Origin of the sequence: Amycolatopsis sp. H20-H5 (assembly GCF_035828755.1) — a bacterium.
Lineage (GTDB): Bacteria > Actinomycetota > Actinomycetes > Mycobacteriales > Pseudonocardiaceae > Amycolatopsis.
In genome coordinates this window covers 1-14,956 of record NZ_JAYMZS010000169.1, presented here as the reverse complement: position 1 = coordinate 14,956, position 14,956 = coordinate 1, and the positions used below count along the sequence as shown (strand labels likewise).

12 protein-coding genes and 2 pseudogenes are annotated in these 14,956 nt (G+C 70.4%); 7 read left to right on the top strand and 7 right to left on the bottom strand.

Annotation, left to right across the window (positions count from 1 at the left end):
• The 3 genes and pseudogenes from QMK34_RS43845 to QMK34_RS43835 form a co-directional block, all read left to right on the top strand.
• Positions 1–770, top strand: a pseudogene (locus QMK34_RS43845) (DNA polymerase Y family protein); the annotation flags it as partial.
• A 2-nt stretch (positions 771–772) separates the two neighbouring features.
• On the top strand, positions 773–940 hold the full coding sequence (locus QMK34_RS43840) for a hypothetical protein (protein ID WP_326420754.1): 168 nt from the start codon (positions 773–775) through the stop codon (positions 938–940).
• Between the two features lie 6 nt (positions 941–946).
• Positions 947–4,288: an error-prone DNA polymerase gene (locus tag QMK34_RS43835; protein WP_326420753.1), complete on the top strand. Its 3,342-nt coding sequence runs from the start codon at positions 947–949 to the stop codon at positions 4,286–4,288.
• A gap of 75 nt (positions 4,289–4,363) precedes the next feature.
• Here QMK34_RS43835 and QMK34_RS43830 read toward each other — a convergent pair whose 3' ends face one another.
• The 6 genes and pseudogenes from QMK34_RS43830 to QMK34_RS43805 form a co-directional block, all read right to left on the bottom strand.
• On the bottom strand, positions 4,364–5,500 hold the full coding sequence (locus QMK34_RS43830; RefSeq protein WP_326420752.1) for an FAD-dependent oxidoreductase: 1,137 nt from the start codon (positions 5,498–5,500) through the stop codon (positions 4,364–4,366).
• Positions 5,501–5,649: 149 nt separating this feature from the next.
• Positions 5,650–6,279, bottom strand: coding sequence for an SAM-dependent methyltransferase (locus tag QMK34_RS43825; protein ID WP_326420751.1), 630 nt, complete (start codon positions 6,277–6,279; stop codon positions 5,650–5,652).
• Positions 6,272–7,237: an NAD(P)/FAD-dependent oxidoreductase gene (locus tag QMK34_RS43820; RefSeq protein WP_326420750.1), complete on the bottom strand. Its 966-nt coding sequence runs from the start codon at positions 7,235–7,237 to the stop codon at positions 6,272–6,274. The genes QMK34_RS43825 and QMK34_RS43820 overlap by 8 nt, the downstream gene beginning before the upstream one ends.
• Positions 7,238–7,312: 75 nt before the next feature.
• Positions 7,313–8,068, bottom strand: a complete 756-nt coding sequence (locus tag QMK34_RS43815) for an ATP-grasp domain-containing protein (protein ID WP_326420749.1) — start codon at positions 8,066–8,068, stop codon at positions 7,313–7,315.
• Positions 8,069–8,163: 95 nt separating this feature from the next.
• Positions 8,164–9,342: pseudogene (gene rho, locus QMK34_RS43810) on the bottom strand (transcription termination factor Rho); the annotation flags it as partial.
• Positions 9,343–9,575: 233 nt separating this feature from the next.
• Positions 9,576–10,424 (bottom strand): ATP-grasp domain-containing protein, encoded by an 849-nt coding sequence (locus tag QMK34_RS43805; protein ID WP_326420748.1) that lies wholly within the window; start codon positions 10,422–10,424, stop codon positions 9,576–9,578.
• 9 nt (positions 10,425–10,433) lie between these two features.
• On the opposite strand from QMK34_RS43805, the gene QMK34_RS43800 reads away from it, so the two are divergent.
• From QMK34_RS43800 to QMK34_RS43785, 4 genes are all read left to right on the top strand, one after another.
• Positions 10,434–11,336 carry an XRE family transcriptional regulator gene (locus QMK34_RS43800; protein ID WP_326420747.1) on the top strand — a complete coding sequence of 301 codons (903 nt, stop codon included), beginning with the start codon at positions 10,434–10,436 and terminating at the stop codon, positions 11,334–11,336.
• 122 nt (positions 11,337–11,458) lie between these two features.
• On the top strand, positions 11,459–12,100 hold the full coding sequence (locus tag QMK34_RS43795) for a C39 family peptidase (protein WP_326420746.1): 642 nt from the start codon (positions 11,459–11,461) through the stop codon (positions 12,098–12,100).
• Between the two features lie 414 nt (positions 12,101–12,514).
• Complete coding sequence (locus tag QMK34_RS43790) at positions 12,515–13,591, top strand: reverse transcriptase family protein (RefSeq protein ID WP_326420745.1); 1,077 nt, start codon at positions 12,515–12,517, stop codon at positions 13,589–13,591.
• Between the two features lie 22 nt (positions 13,592–13,613).
• Positions 13,614–14,201: a pentapeptide repeat-containing protein gene (locus tag QMK34_RS43785; protein ID WP_326420744.1), complete on the top strand. Its 588-nt coding sequence runs from the start codon at positions 13,614–13,616 to the stop codon at positions 14,199–14,201.
• Positions 14,202–14,532: 331 nt separating this feature from the next.
• Here QMK34_RS43785 and QMK34_RS43780 read toward each other — a convergent pair.
• Positions 14,533–14,956 (bottom strand): TNT domain-containing protein (locus QMK34_RS43780; RefSeq protein ID WP_326420743.1); only part of this gene is annotated, 424 nt, incomplete at its 5' end.

Below are 14,956 nucleotides of genomic sequence, written 5' to 3'. Positions count from 1 at the left end.
GGATCTACGCGGTCACCGAGCGGGGTGAGCAGCTCGGCCGGGTGTGGCGCTGCGCGGAACCGCTGACCCCGCAGGGAATCGCCGACCGCGTCCGCTGGCAGTTCGAGGGCTGGCTGAAGGCCAGGACGCCGGACCGGCCGAGTTCCGGGGTGGTCCGGCTGCGGCTGGACCCGGAGGAGACCGTCGAGGGCCGGTCGCTGCAGCTGGGCCTGTGGCACGGCGGTTCCGGCGGCGGCTTCCGCGGCATGGGGGACGACGGGGTCGCCGCGGAGCGGGCCGGGCGGGCGCTGGTCCGCGTGCAGGGCCTGCTCGGGCCGGAGAGTGTCTTCACCGCGGTGCTCGACGGCGGCCGCGGCCCCGCCGAGCGGGTGCGGCTCGTGCCCTGGGGCGACCGCCGCGCCGAGACGGGGCCACCCGGTGCGACGTGGCCGGAGCGGCTGCCCTCGCCGTCCCCCGCGACGGTGCTCGAAAAACCGGTGCCCGTGCGGGTCGTGGACGAGGACCGCCGGGAGGTGGGGATCACCGCCCGGCGGCGGTTCACCAGTGCGCCCGGCTGGGTCGGCGTGGATGGTGAGCCCGTTCGCCGGGTGCTCGCCTGGGCAGGCCCCTGGCTGACCGGTGGTTCCCCGGCGAGGGACGCGGGCGCGGGCACGCGGGCGCGCCTGCAGGTGCTGCTCGAAAACGTTGCGGGGGAAACGGAAGAGGCTCTGCTGCTCGGATTCCACAGTGCGGGGAATCCTTTGTGGACACTGGAAGGGATGTACGACTGACGATGAACGAAGAGTACGCGCGGATGGTGCGCCGATGGCTGGACCCGGAACCCGCTGTCCCGGTCCAGCGGGACGAGCTCGACGACGCCTGGCAGGCCTGCGCCCGCCACGCCGAGGAGCCGGTCTTCGCGCTGATCCCGGCGCCGAGGTGCGCACCGGAGCAGTGGTGAGTCCCGATGGGCTGGAACAACCCGCCGGTGCCGTGGAAGGACCTCGCCCGTTCGCTGGCTGGCGGCCCGCCTGTCGGGGACGGTGGCGACAGTCCCGCTTGGACCAGGCACCGCGACGGCTACCGGCGCCCCGCGGACCTCGCCGAACTGCGTGGCGACGACGACGGCGGTAGCCGCGAGCGGGTCCCGTACGCCGAGCTGCACTGCCATTCCAACTTCAGTTTCCTCGACGGGGCGAGCCATCCGGAGGAGCTGGTGGAAGAGGCCGCGCGGCTCGGCCTGGACGCGATCGCGCTCACCGACCACGACGGCTTCTACGGGGTCGTGCGGTTCGCGCAGGCCGCCGCGGAGCTCGGTGTCCGCACGGTGTTCGGCACTGAGCTGAGCTTCGGGCTTTCCGCGCCGCAGAACGGGGTGGCCGACCCCGGCGGGGAGCACCTGCTGCTGCTGGCCAGGGAGAAGGCGGGCTATCTCAGCCTGAGCAGGGCGATCACCGCCGGGCAGCTGGCCGGGCACGACGAGGAGGACCCGGAGCACCGCGCGGAGAAGGGGCGTCCTGTCTACGACCTGGACAAGGTCGCCGAGGAGGTCGCCGGGAAGTGCGTGGTGCTGACCGGGTGCCGCAAGGGCGCCGTCCGCAGGGCACTGGCCGAGAGCGGTCCGGCGGCCGCGGCCGAGCGCCTGCGCGCGCTCGCCGATCGGTTCGGCCGGGACAACGTCTTCGTCGAGCTGACCGACCACAGCAGGCCGTTGGACAGTACGCATAACGATCTGCTGTGGGGGATGGCCGCCGACCTCGGCCTGCCGACGGTCGCGACCACCGCGGCGCACTACGCCCGGCCGGAACGGGCGCCGCTCGCCGACGCCGTCGCCGCGATCAGGGCCCGGCGCGGGATCGAGGAGATGGAGGGCTGGCTGCCCGCGGCGGGGATGGCGTTCCTGCGCTCGGGGGAGGAGATGGCGCAGATCTTCGCCCGGTATCCGGGCTCGGTCCAGCGGGCGGCGCTGCTCGGCACGGAGTGCGCGTTCGAACTCCGTTACCTCAAGCCGAAACTGCCGCCGTTCGACGTGTCGCCGGGTGAGGACGAGGTGAGCCACCTGAAGCGGCTCACCTACGAGGGCGCGGCCCTGCGTTACCGGGGAAAGGACGGCGAGAAGGAGGCGTATGACCAGATCGAGCACGAGCTGGGGATCATCGAGCAGCTGGGTTTCCCGGGCTACTTCCTGATCGTGTACGACATCGTCCGGTTCTGCCGGGAGAGCGACATCCTTTGCCAGGGAAGGGGATCGGCCGCGAACTCGGCCGTCTGTTACGCGCTCGGCATCACCAAGGTCGACTCGGTGCGCTGGAAGCTGCTCTTCGAACGGTTCCTCGCCCCCGACCGCGACGGCTATCCGGACATCGACCTCGACATCGAATCCGATCGCCGGGAGGAGGTGATCCAGTACGTGTACCGGAAGTACGGGCGGCTGCGCACCGCTCAGGTCGCCAACGTGATCACCTACCGGGCCCGGTCCGCGGTCCGGGATTCGGCGCGGGCGCTGGGTTTCTCGCCGGGGCAGCAGGACGCGTGGAGCAAGCAGATCGACCGCTGGGGAGCGTTGCGCAGCACTGAGAAGGACCACGACCACGACATCCCGCCCGAGGTGGTCGAGCTGGCCTTCGCGCTCGAGGACTTCCCGCGCCACCTCGGGATCCACTCCGGCGGGATGGTGATCTGCGACGAACCGGTGAGCCAGTACTGCCCGGTCGAGTGGGCCAGGATGGCGAACCGCAGCGTCCTGCAGTGGGAGAAGGAGGACTGCGCCACCGCCGGGCTGGTCAAGTTCGACCTGCTGGGGCTGGGCATGCTTTCGGCGCTGCACTACATGATCGACCTCGTCCGCGACTACAAGGGCGTCGACGTCGACCTCGCGGAGCTGGATCTCGAGGACGAGAAGATCTACGGCATGCTTTCCCGTGCCGACGCGATCGGGGTGTTCCAGGTCGAAAGCCGGGCCCAGCTCGCCACCCTGCCGCGCCTGCGGCCGTCGGAGTTCTACGAACTCGCCGTCGAGGTGGCGCTGATCCGGCCGGGGCCGATCCAGGGCGGTTCGGTGCACCCGTACATCCAGCGCAAGACCGGCAAGGTCCAGTGGGAACACGATCATCCGTTGCTGAAGAACGCGCTGGAGAAGACACTCGGTGTGCCGTTGTTCCAGGAGCAGATGATGCAGATCTCCTTGGACGTCGCGAGTTTCACCGCGGCCGAGGCCGATCAGCTACGACATGCCATGGGGTCCAAGAGATCCGCGAAGAAGATGGAACAGCTGAAGCGGCGTTTCCTCGACGGGGCGGCGGCGAACGAGGTCCCGCCCGAGCTCGCGGAGCGGATCTTCACCAAGCTCAAGGCTTTCGCCAACTTCGGGTTCCCGGAGAGCCATGCGCTGAGCTTCGCGTACCTGGTGTTCGCCAGCGCTCATTTCAAGTACTACCACCCGGACGCCTTCCTGGCCGGGTTGCTGCGCGCGCAGCCGATGGGGTTCTACTCCCCGCAGTCGCTGGTCGCCGATGCCCGGCGGCACGACGTCACCGTGCTCGGCCCCGACATCAACCTGAGCCTGCCGCACGCCACCCTCGAACCGAGACCCGAGGGTGGTGAGCTGCGGGCCGTGCGCAATGGCTTGTCCACGGTCCGGCTGATCGGCCAGCCGCTGGCGGAGAAGATCGTCGAAGAACGTGACCGGGAAGGAGCGTTCGCCGGGATGGCGGACCTCGCCCGGCGGGTGCGGCTGACCGCCCCGCAGGTGGAGGCGCTGGCCACGGCGGGGGCGTTCGGGTGTTTCGAGCAGGACAGGCGCAAGGCGCTGTGGCTGGCGGGCGCTGTCGCCGAGGAGCGTCCGGAAAAGCTCCCCGGCAGCACGGTCGCGGTGGCGGCGCCCACGCTGCCGGGGATGGACGAGGTGGATCTGGCCGCGGCCGACGTCTGGGCGACGGGGCTGTCCCCGGACACCTTCCCCACCCAGTTCATCCGCGAGCGGCTCGACGCGCTGGGCGTGGTGCCCGCGGATCGGCTGCCGGACTGCGAGGACGGCACCCGGGTGCTCGTCGGCGGCGCGGTCACCCACCGCCAGCGCCCGGCCACCGCGGGCGGGATCACCTTCCTCAACCTCGAGGACGAGACCGGGATGGTCAATGTCGTCTGCACGATGGGGCTTTGGCGGCGCTACCACCGGATCGCGCGCGCCAGTGCCGCCCTGCTCGTTCGCGGCACGGTCGAAAAGGCGGACGGGGTGGTGAGTGTGCTCGCCGACCGCCTGCAGCACCTGCCGATGCGCATCACCGCGAAGTCCCGCGACTTCCGCTGAGGTGCACCCTGGGCATTCGGGGAGAAGCTACTCGCGCTTCCTATAGCAGGACGCCCTGCCCCAGGGCGCCTGAACTCAGGGTGTCTGTTCCTGTGCGGTGAACAGGTCCATCAAGCTCTGGGGGAGGTTGTCGCCGAACACGCTTTCGAGCAGGAAGGCGTTGTCGATGGGGGTTTCGGCGCGGGTGAACATGCCCTGCTCGTAGTCGGTGAGGGCGGCCTCGACGTCGTCGGGATGTGCGGCGAGGGCCTTGCCGAGTTCGGCGCCGTCCAGCATGGCCAGGTTGGCGCCTTCGCCGTTCGGGGCCGTGAGGTGGGCGGCGTCGCCGACGACGGTCACTCCCGGCGCGCGATCCCACCGGTGCCCGATCGGCAGCGCGTAGTGGGGGCGATGGACCGGCGCGGCGTCGGCGTCGGTGATCAGGGCGGTGAGTTCCGGGGCCCAGCCGTCGAATTCCTGCGCGATCCGGGCGGTGGCCGCGGCGGGATCGGTGAAGTCGATGGCGGCGAACCAGTCCAGCGGCTTGACGAGTTCCACGTAGGCGTGCACAGTGTCGCCGCTCTCCCGGTGAGCGTTGATCGCCTTGCCCGGCGTGGGCCCGTTCGCGAACATCGAACCGCCGCCGACCGCTTTCGCCGTGGCGGGGTGGCGGGTGTCGGCGTCGAACAGGTAGGTCTCGACGAACGACGTGCCGACGAACTCGGGGGTGGCGCCGGTGAGCAGCGGCCGGACCCGTGACCACGCGCCGTCGGCGCCGACCAGCAGGCTCGTGACGACGGTGCTGCCCTCGGCGAAGGTCACCTCGTGGCGGCCCTCGCCGAGGGCACGGGTGCTGCTGACCTTGTGGCCCCACCGGACGGTTCCGGCGGGGAGCGAGTCGAGCAGCAGCTGGCGCAGCTCGCCGCGTTGGACTTCGGGGCGTCCACCCGTGCCGTCATCGGCTTTGTCGAGCACGACGGTCCCGTTCTGGTCGAGGACCCGCATCGCCTGGCGGCCCTCCAGGATGAGGCCGCGGAACTCGTCCATCAGGCCGGTCGCCTCGACGGCGAGCAGCCCGTTGTAGTCGTGGATGTCGAGCATCCCGCCCTGCCTGCGCGCCATCGGGGAAGGCTCGGCCTCGTAGACCGTGACCGGGATTCCGTGGACGTGCAGCACGCGGGCCAGGGTGAGCCCGCCGAGTCCGGCGCCGATGATCGTGACTGGGGTGTTCATGGAGGCTCCCTCGCCGGTCGTGGCCGCCCGGTGACTCCGGCCGACCTCTCTGGAATGTCATTCCAGACTGACGTGGGCCGCTGTCAGGGCGCGCACACGGCTCTGGCACGGATCTGTCACGTCCGTCCGGCACCGTGTCAGCACTGCCGCTACCCGGCGGTCTTCCTGCGGGCGAACAGGACGGCGTCGTTGATGGTGATCTCCCGGCCCTCACCGTCCTGAGTGGACCGTGGCCGGGCGTCGGCGGCGAGCACGTCCCACTGGGCGGGGTCCAGGGAGTCCGCTATCTCTTCGGCGGTGAAGAACCTGTCGAGCGGAATGGGGCGGGCGAGCGTGGTCTTCAGGTCACTCGGGTGATGGCCGACGATGAGCAGCGTGCCGCCGGGGGTCACGGCGTCGGCCAGCCTGGCGAACAGGGCTTCGCGCTGGGCCGCGGGCAGGTGCATGAACTGCGCGGAGATCAGGTCGAACTGCTCGGCAGGCGTCCAGTCCGTCAGGTCGGCTCGCACCCACTGGATCCGCTCGGCCAGGCCGAGGGGCCCGGCCTGGTCCGCGGCGCGGCGCAGACCGGCGGCGGAGAAGTCCACTCCCGTGACCTGCCAGCCGTTCGAGGCGAGCCAAAGCGCGTCGCCCCCTTCGCCGCAGCCGACGTCGAGAGCCTTGCCGGGGGTGAGGTCCGCGGTTTCGGCCACCAGCTGGGGATTGGGCCGTCCGCTCCAGACGGCGGTGCGCGAACCGTAGCGCTCGTCCCAGTAGGGTGCCCCGAATTGTTCAGTCATGGTTGCGCTCCCGGTGTGTTTCGACGGCGAGTCGGGTGTCTTCGGTGATCAGGTCCGCGTTGATGGCCGCCCCGGCGAACGCGCCGCCCGCGACCGCGCCCGAGACCTGGGCGATGAGGTCGGTGACGTTGCCCGCCACCCAGACCCCTGGCACGGCTGTCAGCCCTGCCTCGTCGGAGGCGATGTACTCGCCCACGCCCATCGGATGTGCGGTGGTTTCCAGGCCGAGGGTGGTGAGGAGCGCGGAGCGCGCCATCAGGCGCGTCGCGACGAGCAGCGCTTGGCGGGCCACGACCGTTCCGTCGTGCAGCCGCACCCCGGTGAGGTGGTCGTCGACGATCTCGAGGGACTCCACCTCGCCCGGCACGACCTTGATGCTCCTGGCCGCGAGCTGTTCGGCCTCGTCGCCTGACGGCGGTGCGGCCGTGTGCGAGAACAGGGTGACGTCGGCGCTCCACTGACGCAGCAGCAAGGTCTGGTGCAGCGCCATCGGCCCGCCGCCCAGCACCCCGAGGGCCTGGTCGCGGACCTCCCAGCCGTGGCAGTACGGGCAGTGCAGCACGTCGTGGCCCCAGCGTTCCCGCAGCCCCGCGACTTCGGGCAGTTCGTCGACGAGCCCGGTCGTGACCAGCAGGCGCCGGGCGAAGACCTGCCTGCCGTCCGCGAGGGTGACGCTGAACCGCTCCCCTTCGCGGGCGGCGGCGACGGCTTCCCCCGGCACGACCTGACCGCCGTAACCCTCGATCTCGGCCCGGCCGGTCTTGAGCAGCTCAGCCGGGTTGATCCCGTCTCGGGACAGGAATCCGTGCACGGCCTCGGCGGGCGCGTTGCGCGGGGTGCCCGCGTCGATCACCAGCACCGAACGGCGTGCCCTGCCGAGCATCAGTGCCCCGCTCAACCCGGCGGCGCCGCCACCGGCCACCACCACGTCGTACTCGTTCTTCAGTTGATCAGTCATCGCGATCACCTCCGCCACGAGCATGCGTGCCGTTCGGCCAGGGCCGCAACTTTGCTTGCCGATTTGGCAATATGCTCACTCGGCGACCGCGCGGACGAACGGGCGGTCGGCTTCGGTGACGGTGCTCGCCGGGCGCGCCGAGCGGAGGACGACGTCGAGTACCACGGCCGGATCGGCTGTGTAGCAACCACTCGCCCATGCCGCGTTGGCCTCGATCACCGCCCAGTTGCCGTCGACGAGACCGACGTCGATCACGATCGCGCTCGGCACCGTGCTCTTCGCGGCGCTGAGCAGCTCGGCGCCGAACGCGACCGCGTCGTCGTTCGCGGGGCCGAGGCTGCGCTGACCGGCTTCGGCGTAGCGGCTCGACGAGACCACGGCGCCGTCCAGGACGTGCAGCCGGAACTCCGCGTCGAACCGCACCACATCGCTCACCAGCAGGGGCGTGTCACGCTCGACGGCGTCCGGGCCGGGGAGCCGTGAACCGTCGGTGTAGATCATCGCGCGGATGCTCTTGTCGTTGGGGGACTTGCCGAAGAACGGGCCGCGCAGCGCGTACGCGGCCTCGACCGGCATCAGCCGGACCTCCCGGCGGGTGAACGTGCGGGGCAGCAGGGAGAGCCACTCGGGCGGTGCCTCCAGCAGGGCGATCCCCAGCACTCGAGCGACCACGTCGGCGAAGCTCGGGCCGGCGTGCAGGTGTTCGGCGCTCAGGCCGCCCGGGACTTCGAAGGTGGGCAACCGCACGGTGTGCAGCCCGCGGGCCTGGGCGGCCGCGCGCACCGATTCCGCGGACGCGGTGAGTCGCGGCGGCAGGACGAGGGTCGTCATCCGGAGTCTCGGGCGCTCGGCTGCTCGGTCATGGCCGCCAGTGTGACGGCCAGGACATGCGCGGGCAAAGGACTTTCCGCTCTGTCCACAAGGGACTATTTGCCGAGCTGGGTGAGGAACTCGATGTTCGTCCTGGTCTTGCGCAGGCCGTCGAGCAGGAGCTCGATCGAGTGCTGGCTGTCCCGCCCGGCGTCGAGGCCGCGGCGCAGGTCCCGCGTCACCGCCCATTCCCCCGGCCCGAGCAGCAGCTCGTCGCGCCGCGTGCCGGACTGGTCGATGTCGACCGCGGGGAAGATGCGCTTGCCGGCTATCCGGCGGTCGAGCTTGAGCTCGGCGTTGCTGGTTCCCTTGTATTCCTCGAAAATCAGCGTGTCACCGGTCGAGCCGGTCTCCACCAGCGCGGTGGCGAAGATGGTCAGCGAGCCGCCGTTCTCGATGTTGCGGGCGGCGCCGAGGAACCGCTTGGGCGGCAGGAGCGCGGCCGAGTCGACCCCGCCGGACAGGGTTCGCCCGGAATTCGGGGCGGCCAGGTTGTACGCGCGGCCGAGCCTGGTGAGCGAATCCAGCAGGATCACGACGTCCTGCCCCTGCTCGACCAGGCGTTTGGCGCGCTCGACGGCGAGCTCCGCGATCGCGGTGTGGTCGGCGGGGGAGCGGTCGAAGGTGGAGGCGATCACCTCGCCCGGCACCGAACGGCGCAGGTCCGTGACCTCCTCCGGGCGCTCGCCGACGAGGACGAGCATCAGGTGGCACTCGGGGTTGTTCTTGCTGATCGCGTGCGCGATCGCCTGCAGGACAGAGGTTTTACCCGCTTTGGGCGGTGCGACGATGAGCGCGCGCTGACCCTTGCCGACCGGCATCACCAGGTCGACCACCCGGGTGAGCAGCACGCCGGGCTCGGTCTCGAGCCGCAGCCGTTCGGTCGGGTGGATCGGGACCAGATCCTCGAATTCGGGGCGGTGGCGGGATTTTTCGGGCGCGAGCCCGTTGATCGTGTCGATCCGGGCGACGGGCGCGGCCTTCTTGCTGCCATGCGACAGTGGCCGGACGAGCCCGGTCACGCTGTCACCGCGGCGCAGCCCGTACTGACGGACCAGCTGCGGTGACGCGTAGGCGTCACCGGCGCTGGGCAGATATCCCGCTGTACGAACGAAAGCGCCGGTTTCGCGGAGGTCGAGGACGCCGGTGACGGCGACCAGGGTTTCGGTGTGGACGGGGTCTTTGGCGAGAAGTGTGGTGGTACTCATGGGAAATCCTTCCAGGGTGAAGCCCCTGGCCGCACCGGAAGTCGATCATCGGCGGGGAGAGCGCGGGCCGAGTGGGCCACGCCGGGGGCTTGTGGATCCGCTTCGGGCCATGGTGGCCTTCGAAGGGAGGTACTGATTCAGAATTACTGCGGGAGGCTTTAAGCGCCAACTTCCACAGGTTCTGACACGAGGATACCCGCTCAGTGATCAGAATGGCAAGGAGGTCCTGGCCGGAACGACGTTTTCGCTGGTGGCGGCCGTCAAGCCGCCGTCAGCTGAGCGACGAACTCGGCGGGCGCGAGGGTGGACGGCCGGTCGCTGACTTGACCGTCCCCGAGCTCGACGACCCGCCACCCGCCGTCGGCGCGCAGCGCCAGGTCGACGGTCACGAACGGCAGCCCCAGCCGCGCGATCACCGGCGCGAGTCCGCCGAGGTCGAGGTCGGCGGGCGGGGTGTCGTCAGGGGTGTCGGGATGCGGGCCGATCAGGCGGCACTGGCCGTCGACCCACCACGTGCGGACCTCGGCGGCGGTCAGCTCTTCGAACTCGCGCACCACGAAACCGCCGGTGAAGGCGTCGTCGCGCAGCTCGCGGAACCGGCTCGCCACCCGCCAGGCCGCGTCCGCGTCGGACAGGTCGGGAAGGTAGGCCGCTTCGGTCCAGTAGTGCTTCATCGACTTCGTGTAGTCGCGCAGCACAGCGCGCCCGGATCCCAGCTCGCCGCAGGCCTTGTCGAAGGCCGCGCGGTCGTCTCCGGTCGTCCACGCGGATCGCGGGGTGAGGGCGGCGAGCGCGTCGTACCAGCCCGGCAACTCGTGTGCGCGCTGGTACTGCTCGGTTGTGGTGCGTAGCCGGACGCCCCGCCGAGTAAGCGCTTCGTCGAAAGCCGCGTACTGCTCGCTTCGCAGCATCCAGCCGCGATAGACCGCTTCGCCTTCGGACCGCACCTTGGCGACGGCTTCTTCAGCGCCGTCTGCGCGCGTCAGTGCGTTGTGATCCACAAGGGCGACGTCCATACCCGCCTCGCGGGCCGCTGCTGCTTCGGAGGCGAAGTGCTCGTCAGGACGGCGCGGGCGAAGCACGTCGGCCGGTATGAGCAGCAGCAGCATGAGTACAGGGTGGCACGGCCCGGCGTCCGGGTGGATCGGCCCCACGACCCGGTGAAGGCGGGTGCGCCACCGTCGTCGCGGCGGAATACTGCTGGCGGCAAGTACCGCGAGGGGCAGGGGGACTGCATGGACAACGGTGCCGACCCGGGGAGAATCCGGACACTGGACGACCTCAGGGACGAGCTGGAGCTGCTTCGCCGGGCGGAGGGCCGACACCTGGGCAAAGACCGGCTGTCGGTGCAGGACCTCACCAGGCTGGTCGAGCGCCACCATGATCGTGAGGTGCCGCGCAGCACGCTCGCGAACTACCTCGCGGGCCGCACCCTGCCGCCGTCGAACGTCTACGAGGCGATCCTGCGGGCGCTGGGCGTCGCCGAGTCCTCGATGCGCGGCTGGGCGGACGCCTGGGACCGGCTCTACGACGACCGCGCGCGTCCGTCCGACCCGGCCGACCCGGCCGACGCGGTCGGGGACGTCGAGGAGCCGGTGGTCCAGGCCGGACCCGCTGAGCCGGACCTGGCCGGACGGCGGAAACGGACGTTGCTCGCGGTCGGCGTCCTCGTCGTGCTGGTGGCCGGAGTGGCCGTCGCGGTCGCGGCGCTCACGTCCACGTCCGCGCCGCCGTCGCAGGCCGGGGCGTCGGTGTCCGCCGAGCCCGTCGAAGCCGGTGAGTGCCCGTACTCGCCGGTGGGCGTGCCGATCCGGGTCCGGCCGCGGGCGAGTTTCGGCACCGGGACCGACTTCCGCACGATCAGCTCGCTGACCCAGGTCGTGGTCGGGAGCTGCCATCCGGTCAAGGCCGAGCTGGGCACCACCTGCGGCACCGCGACGCCGGTCGACACCTGGATCCGGGTCCGGTTCCCCTATCCGGGCTGGGTGTTCGCCGCCTGCCTGGTGCCCATCGCGCCCTGACCTGGGCGTCCAGACCCGTCCATGGCCGTCCAGTTCCGGGCCGCGGGGCCCGCACTGCCGGTCGAATGGGCGTGGACGTCGTCCTGGCAAGGGGACGGCGAAACATCAGGAGGGGACCTGAAATGGCGGAAAAGATGAAGCGGCGGAGGCTGCTGGGGGTCATGGCCGGGGTGGCCGCGATCGCGACGACGACGGTGCTGGCCGGGGGCGCCTCCGCGCAGGCCGCGACGGCGAAGACGGTGCCGGTGACCTGGGCGCACCAGACCCAGCAGTACAACTGCGGCCCGGCGGCGACGCGGATCGCGATCTCCACTCACCTGCGTGGGGCGTCGCTGCCCTCGATGGCGACCATCGGTGCTTACGAGGGCACGTCCAGCAGCACCGGCACCGATCGCTATCACGTGCGGAAGGGCTTGGCCCACTGGGTGCCGAGCGCGAGTTACGAGGTGGTCAGCATCGCCCACCAGGGCGGCTACTTCACCGCCGCCGAGGCGAGGCTCTTCCACGACCACCTCGTGTTCGACGTCAACCGGGAGAGCCCCGCCGTGGTCAACATCGTGGTGGAACGCGGCGGTATCCGCCCGCCGGGCTGGACCAACACCGGGGCCGTCGATCACTGGGTCGTGGTCAACGGGTACGACGGCAAGGGCAACGTCCTGGTGACCGATCCCGCGTCGACCGGGCATGGGTTCAACCCCCACCCCTCGTACTGGGTGCCGCTGGGGACGCTCGACAAGCTCGTCCGGAAGACCTACATCTGGTAGTCGCGACCGGGGTAAAGCCGTAGAGGTCAGTAACTGGCCTCTACGGCTTTTTACGGTGGTGCTCGTCAGCATCTCGCGCGACACCGCCGCGCTGATCACCTTTCTGGAGAGGGTCGGCGGTTCGGGAACGTCTGGTGGATCCAGACCCGCCGGGAGGACTTGGACCTCGACGAGCTGACCCGTCGTGTGCAACTGCCCGAGTACGTCGCGGCCATGGAGTACGTCCAGAGCATGGACGTCGTCCTGCCCCGATGACGGGCCCGCGGCGGCGAAGATCTCTACAGTGGAAATCGGCGACGCGGAGGTGAGCCTGGTGGAGGTCCACCCACTCCGGGGCAACCCCGGGGCGCAAGACGACAGCTGGACACGGCGCCCCGCGCAAGCTCGGCACGCTCCGCGTGCGGGACAGCGCGGGTGAACGGAGAAAGAGTCACCTTCGCGTCGCTTTTCGTCCCGCCGCCGGTGTGGCGTTTCCAGGTCGCGCGCTGGGAGACGTTCGACGATTGCGCGCGGGCGCTGGACCTCACCGCGGGCGAGCTCGGTTGGTTCGCCGACGCGCGGAGCTGGAACCGTCGTGCTCCGGGGCCGTTACGACACTACAGCTACCGCTGGATTCCGACCGCGACCGGCGGGATCCGCCTGCTGGAACGGCCGAAACCGCGACTGGCCGAGCTGCAGCGCCGCATCGGCAGGCACGTGCTCGAGGCGCTGCCGGTGCACGAGGCGGCGCACGGTTTCCGGCGCGGGCGGTCCGCGATGACCTGCGCGGCGCCGCACGCGGGCCGCGAGCTCGTCGTCCGGATGGACCTCGAAGGCTTCTTCCCCACGGTGTCGGCCCGCCGGGTGCGGTCGTTGCTGCTGCTGGCGGGGTACGGCGAGGCCGTCGCGGCCGCTCTCGCCGGGATGTTGACCACGGCCACCCCGCCCGAGGTGCTCGCCAACGCGCCGGACGGCCGTCGTGACAGCGTGCGGACCCGGCTGCTCACCAGCCTGGCCGCCACCCACCTGCCGCAAGGCGCGCCGTCGTCGCCCGCGGTCGCGAACGCGGTCACGCACCATCTCGACCGCAGGCTCGCCGGTCTCGCGAAGGCGCTCGGCGCGCGGTACACGCGATACGCGGACGACCTGGCGTTCTCCGGCGAGGCGGACCTGCCGCTGCACCGGTTGCTGCCCGGCGTCCGGGAAATCGTGCGGGGCGAAGGGTTCCGGGTCCGCGAGGCCAAGACGTCCATCGCCGCCGCGCACCAGCGTCAGCGCGTCGCGGGGCTGGTCGTCAACGCGTCGCCCGCCGTGGCCCGCGACAACTACGACGACCTCCGCGCGCTGCTGCACAACTGCGCCCGCACCGGCCCGGAAGCACAGAACCGCGAGGGACACCCCGATTTCCGCGCCCACCTGCTCGGCCGGATCGGCTGGGCGGGCGCGTCGTCCCCCGCCCGAGCCAACCGGCTGCGGGCGCAGTTCGACCGCATCTCCTGGCAAGCCCCTTGAGCGGGTGTGCGACCCTGTGGGGGTGATCGAGACCGGCGAGGACTACCGGGACGCGGTGCTTTCCGGGCAGCGGTGGGAAAAACGGCGATTCGCCGGATGCGATTTCGCCGAGGCCGACCTGCGCGGGCTGCGCACCCAGGGCTGCACCTTCGACGACTGCGACTTCACCAGGACCGACTTCGATGCGTCCTGGCACGAGGCCTCGGCATTCCGCTCGTGCACCTTCGACCGCACAGTCCTGACGAGCACCAAATGGAACTCCTGCTCCCTGCTGGGTTCCTCCTTTGTGGACTGTCGTCTCCAGGGCATCCGCCTCGTCGAATGCGACCTTTCGCTGGCCGCGCTGAGCCGGGCCCGCCTGCTGAAGCTCGACCTTTCAGGCCTGCGCCTGCGCGAGGCCAACCTGACCGAGGCCGACCTCACCGGCGCGGACCTCCGCAAAACCGACCTGACCGGAGCCCGCCTCCAAGGCGCGATCCTCAACGGCGCGGACCTCCGAGGCGCGATTCTCGACGCCAACGCCTTGGTCCAGGCCAACCTTCGCGGCGCTCAGGTGGACCCCGAGACCGCGGTGGCCTACGCGGCCGCTCATGGCCTGGTGGTTCGTTAGGGGTTTTGGTGGTCCCTGAAGGCCACCATGACGGCGTTAAACGCCGTCATGGTGGCCTTCAGGGGCAAGTCTGGTTGCGTCCTGAGGTGGGGTTAGAAGCCTGTGTTTTTTGGCCAGCGCGCTCACAAACTCGCGCCGCCAGGTCGCCCCTGGCACCGTACGTAAGTGCGGTTTGCTCTTCGGGGGCGACCTGCCGTCGCGAGTTGGGAGGGCCTGGCGGCCCTGAAAGAGGGCGCGCGGCGGTGAAGTCTCCCCTCGCAGGGCTCGGGGAGACGCTGTGGTTGGGGCGGACTGCTGGGGTTGGGTTTTTGTTGTTTGTTTTGGGGTGGTTTTAGTCTATTGGGGGTTCGCCGGGGTCTAGTTCTATTAGGTCGCCTTCGGCGAGTAGTTCTTCTACTGATGCTGGTAGGAGGTAGGCGGCTCCGCCGCCGGGCTGGTTGAACCAGGGGATTGCTACTCCGGCCAGGGCGTCGAGCTTTCGCTGTACTCGGTATACGTGGTAGGGGCGCTGGACCCACTCGGGGACCAGGGAGCGCTCCTCGAATGGTGTTCCGGCCGCGTAGGTCAGGTTTCCGTTTGGGCCGCCGAAACGGTCCAGTTCGCTGCCTACTGGTAGTTCGCGGAGTTCTTTGCCGCGGAACAGTGTCAGGGGTGGTTCGCCGGACATGGGGCCGATTGGCCACTGCTGGTTCTGGTTCCCGGCGCCGTTGGGCGCGGGTACCTGCTGGGGGTCTCGTCGTGGCGGGGCTGGGGGC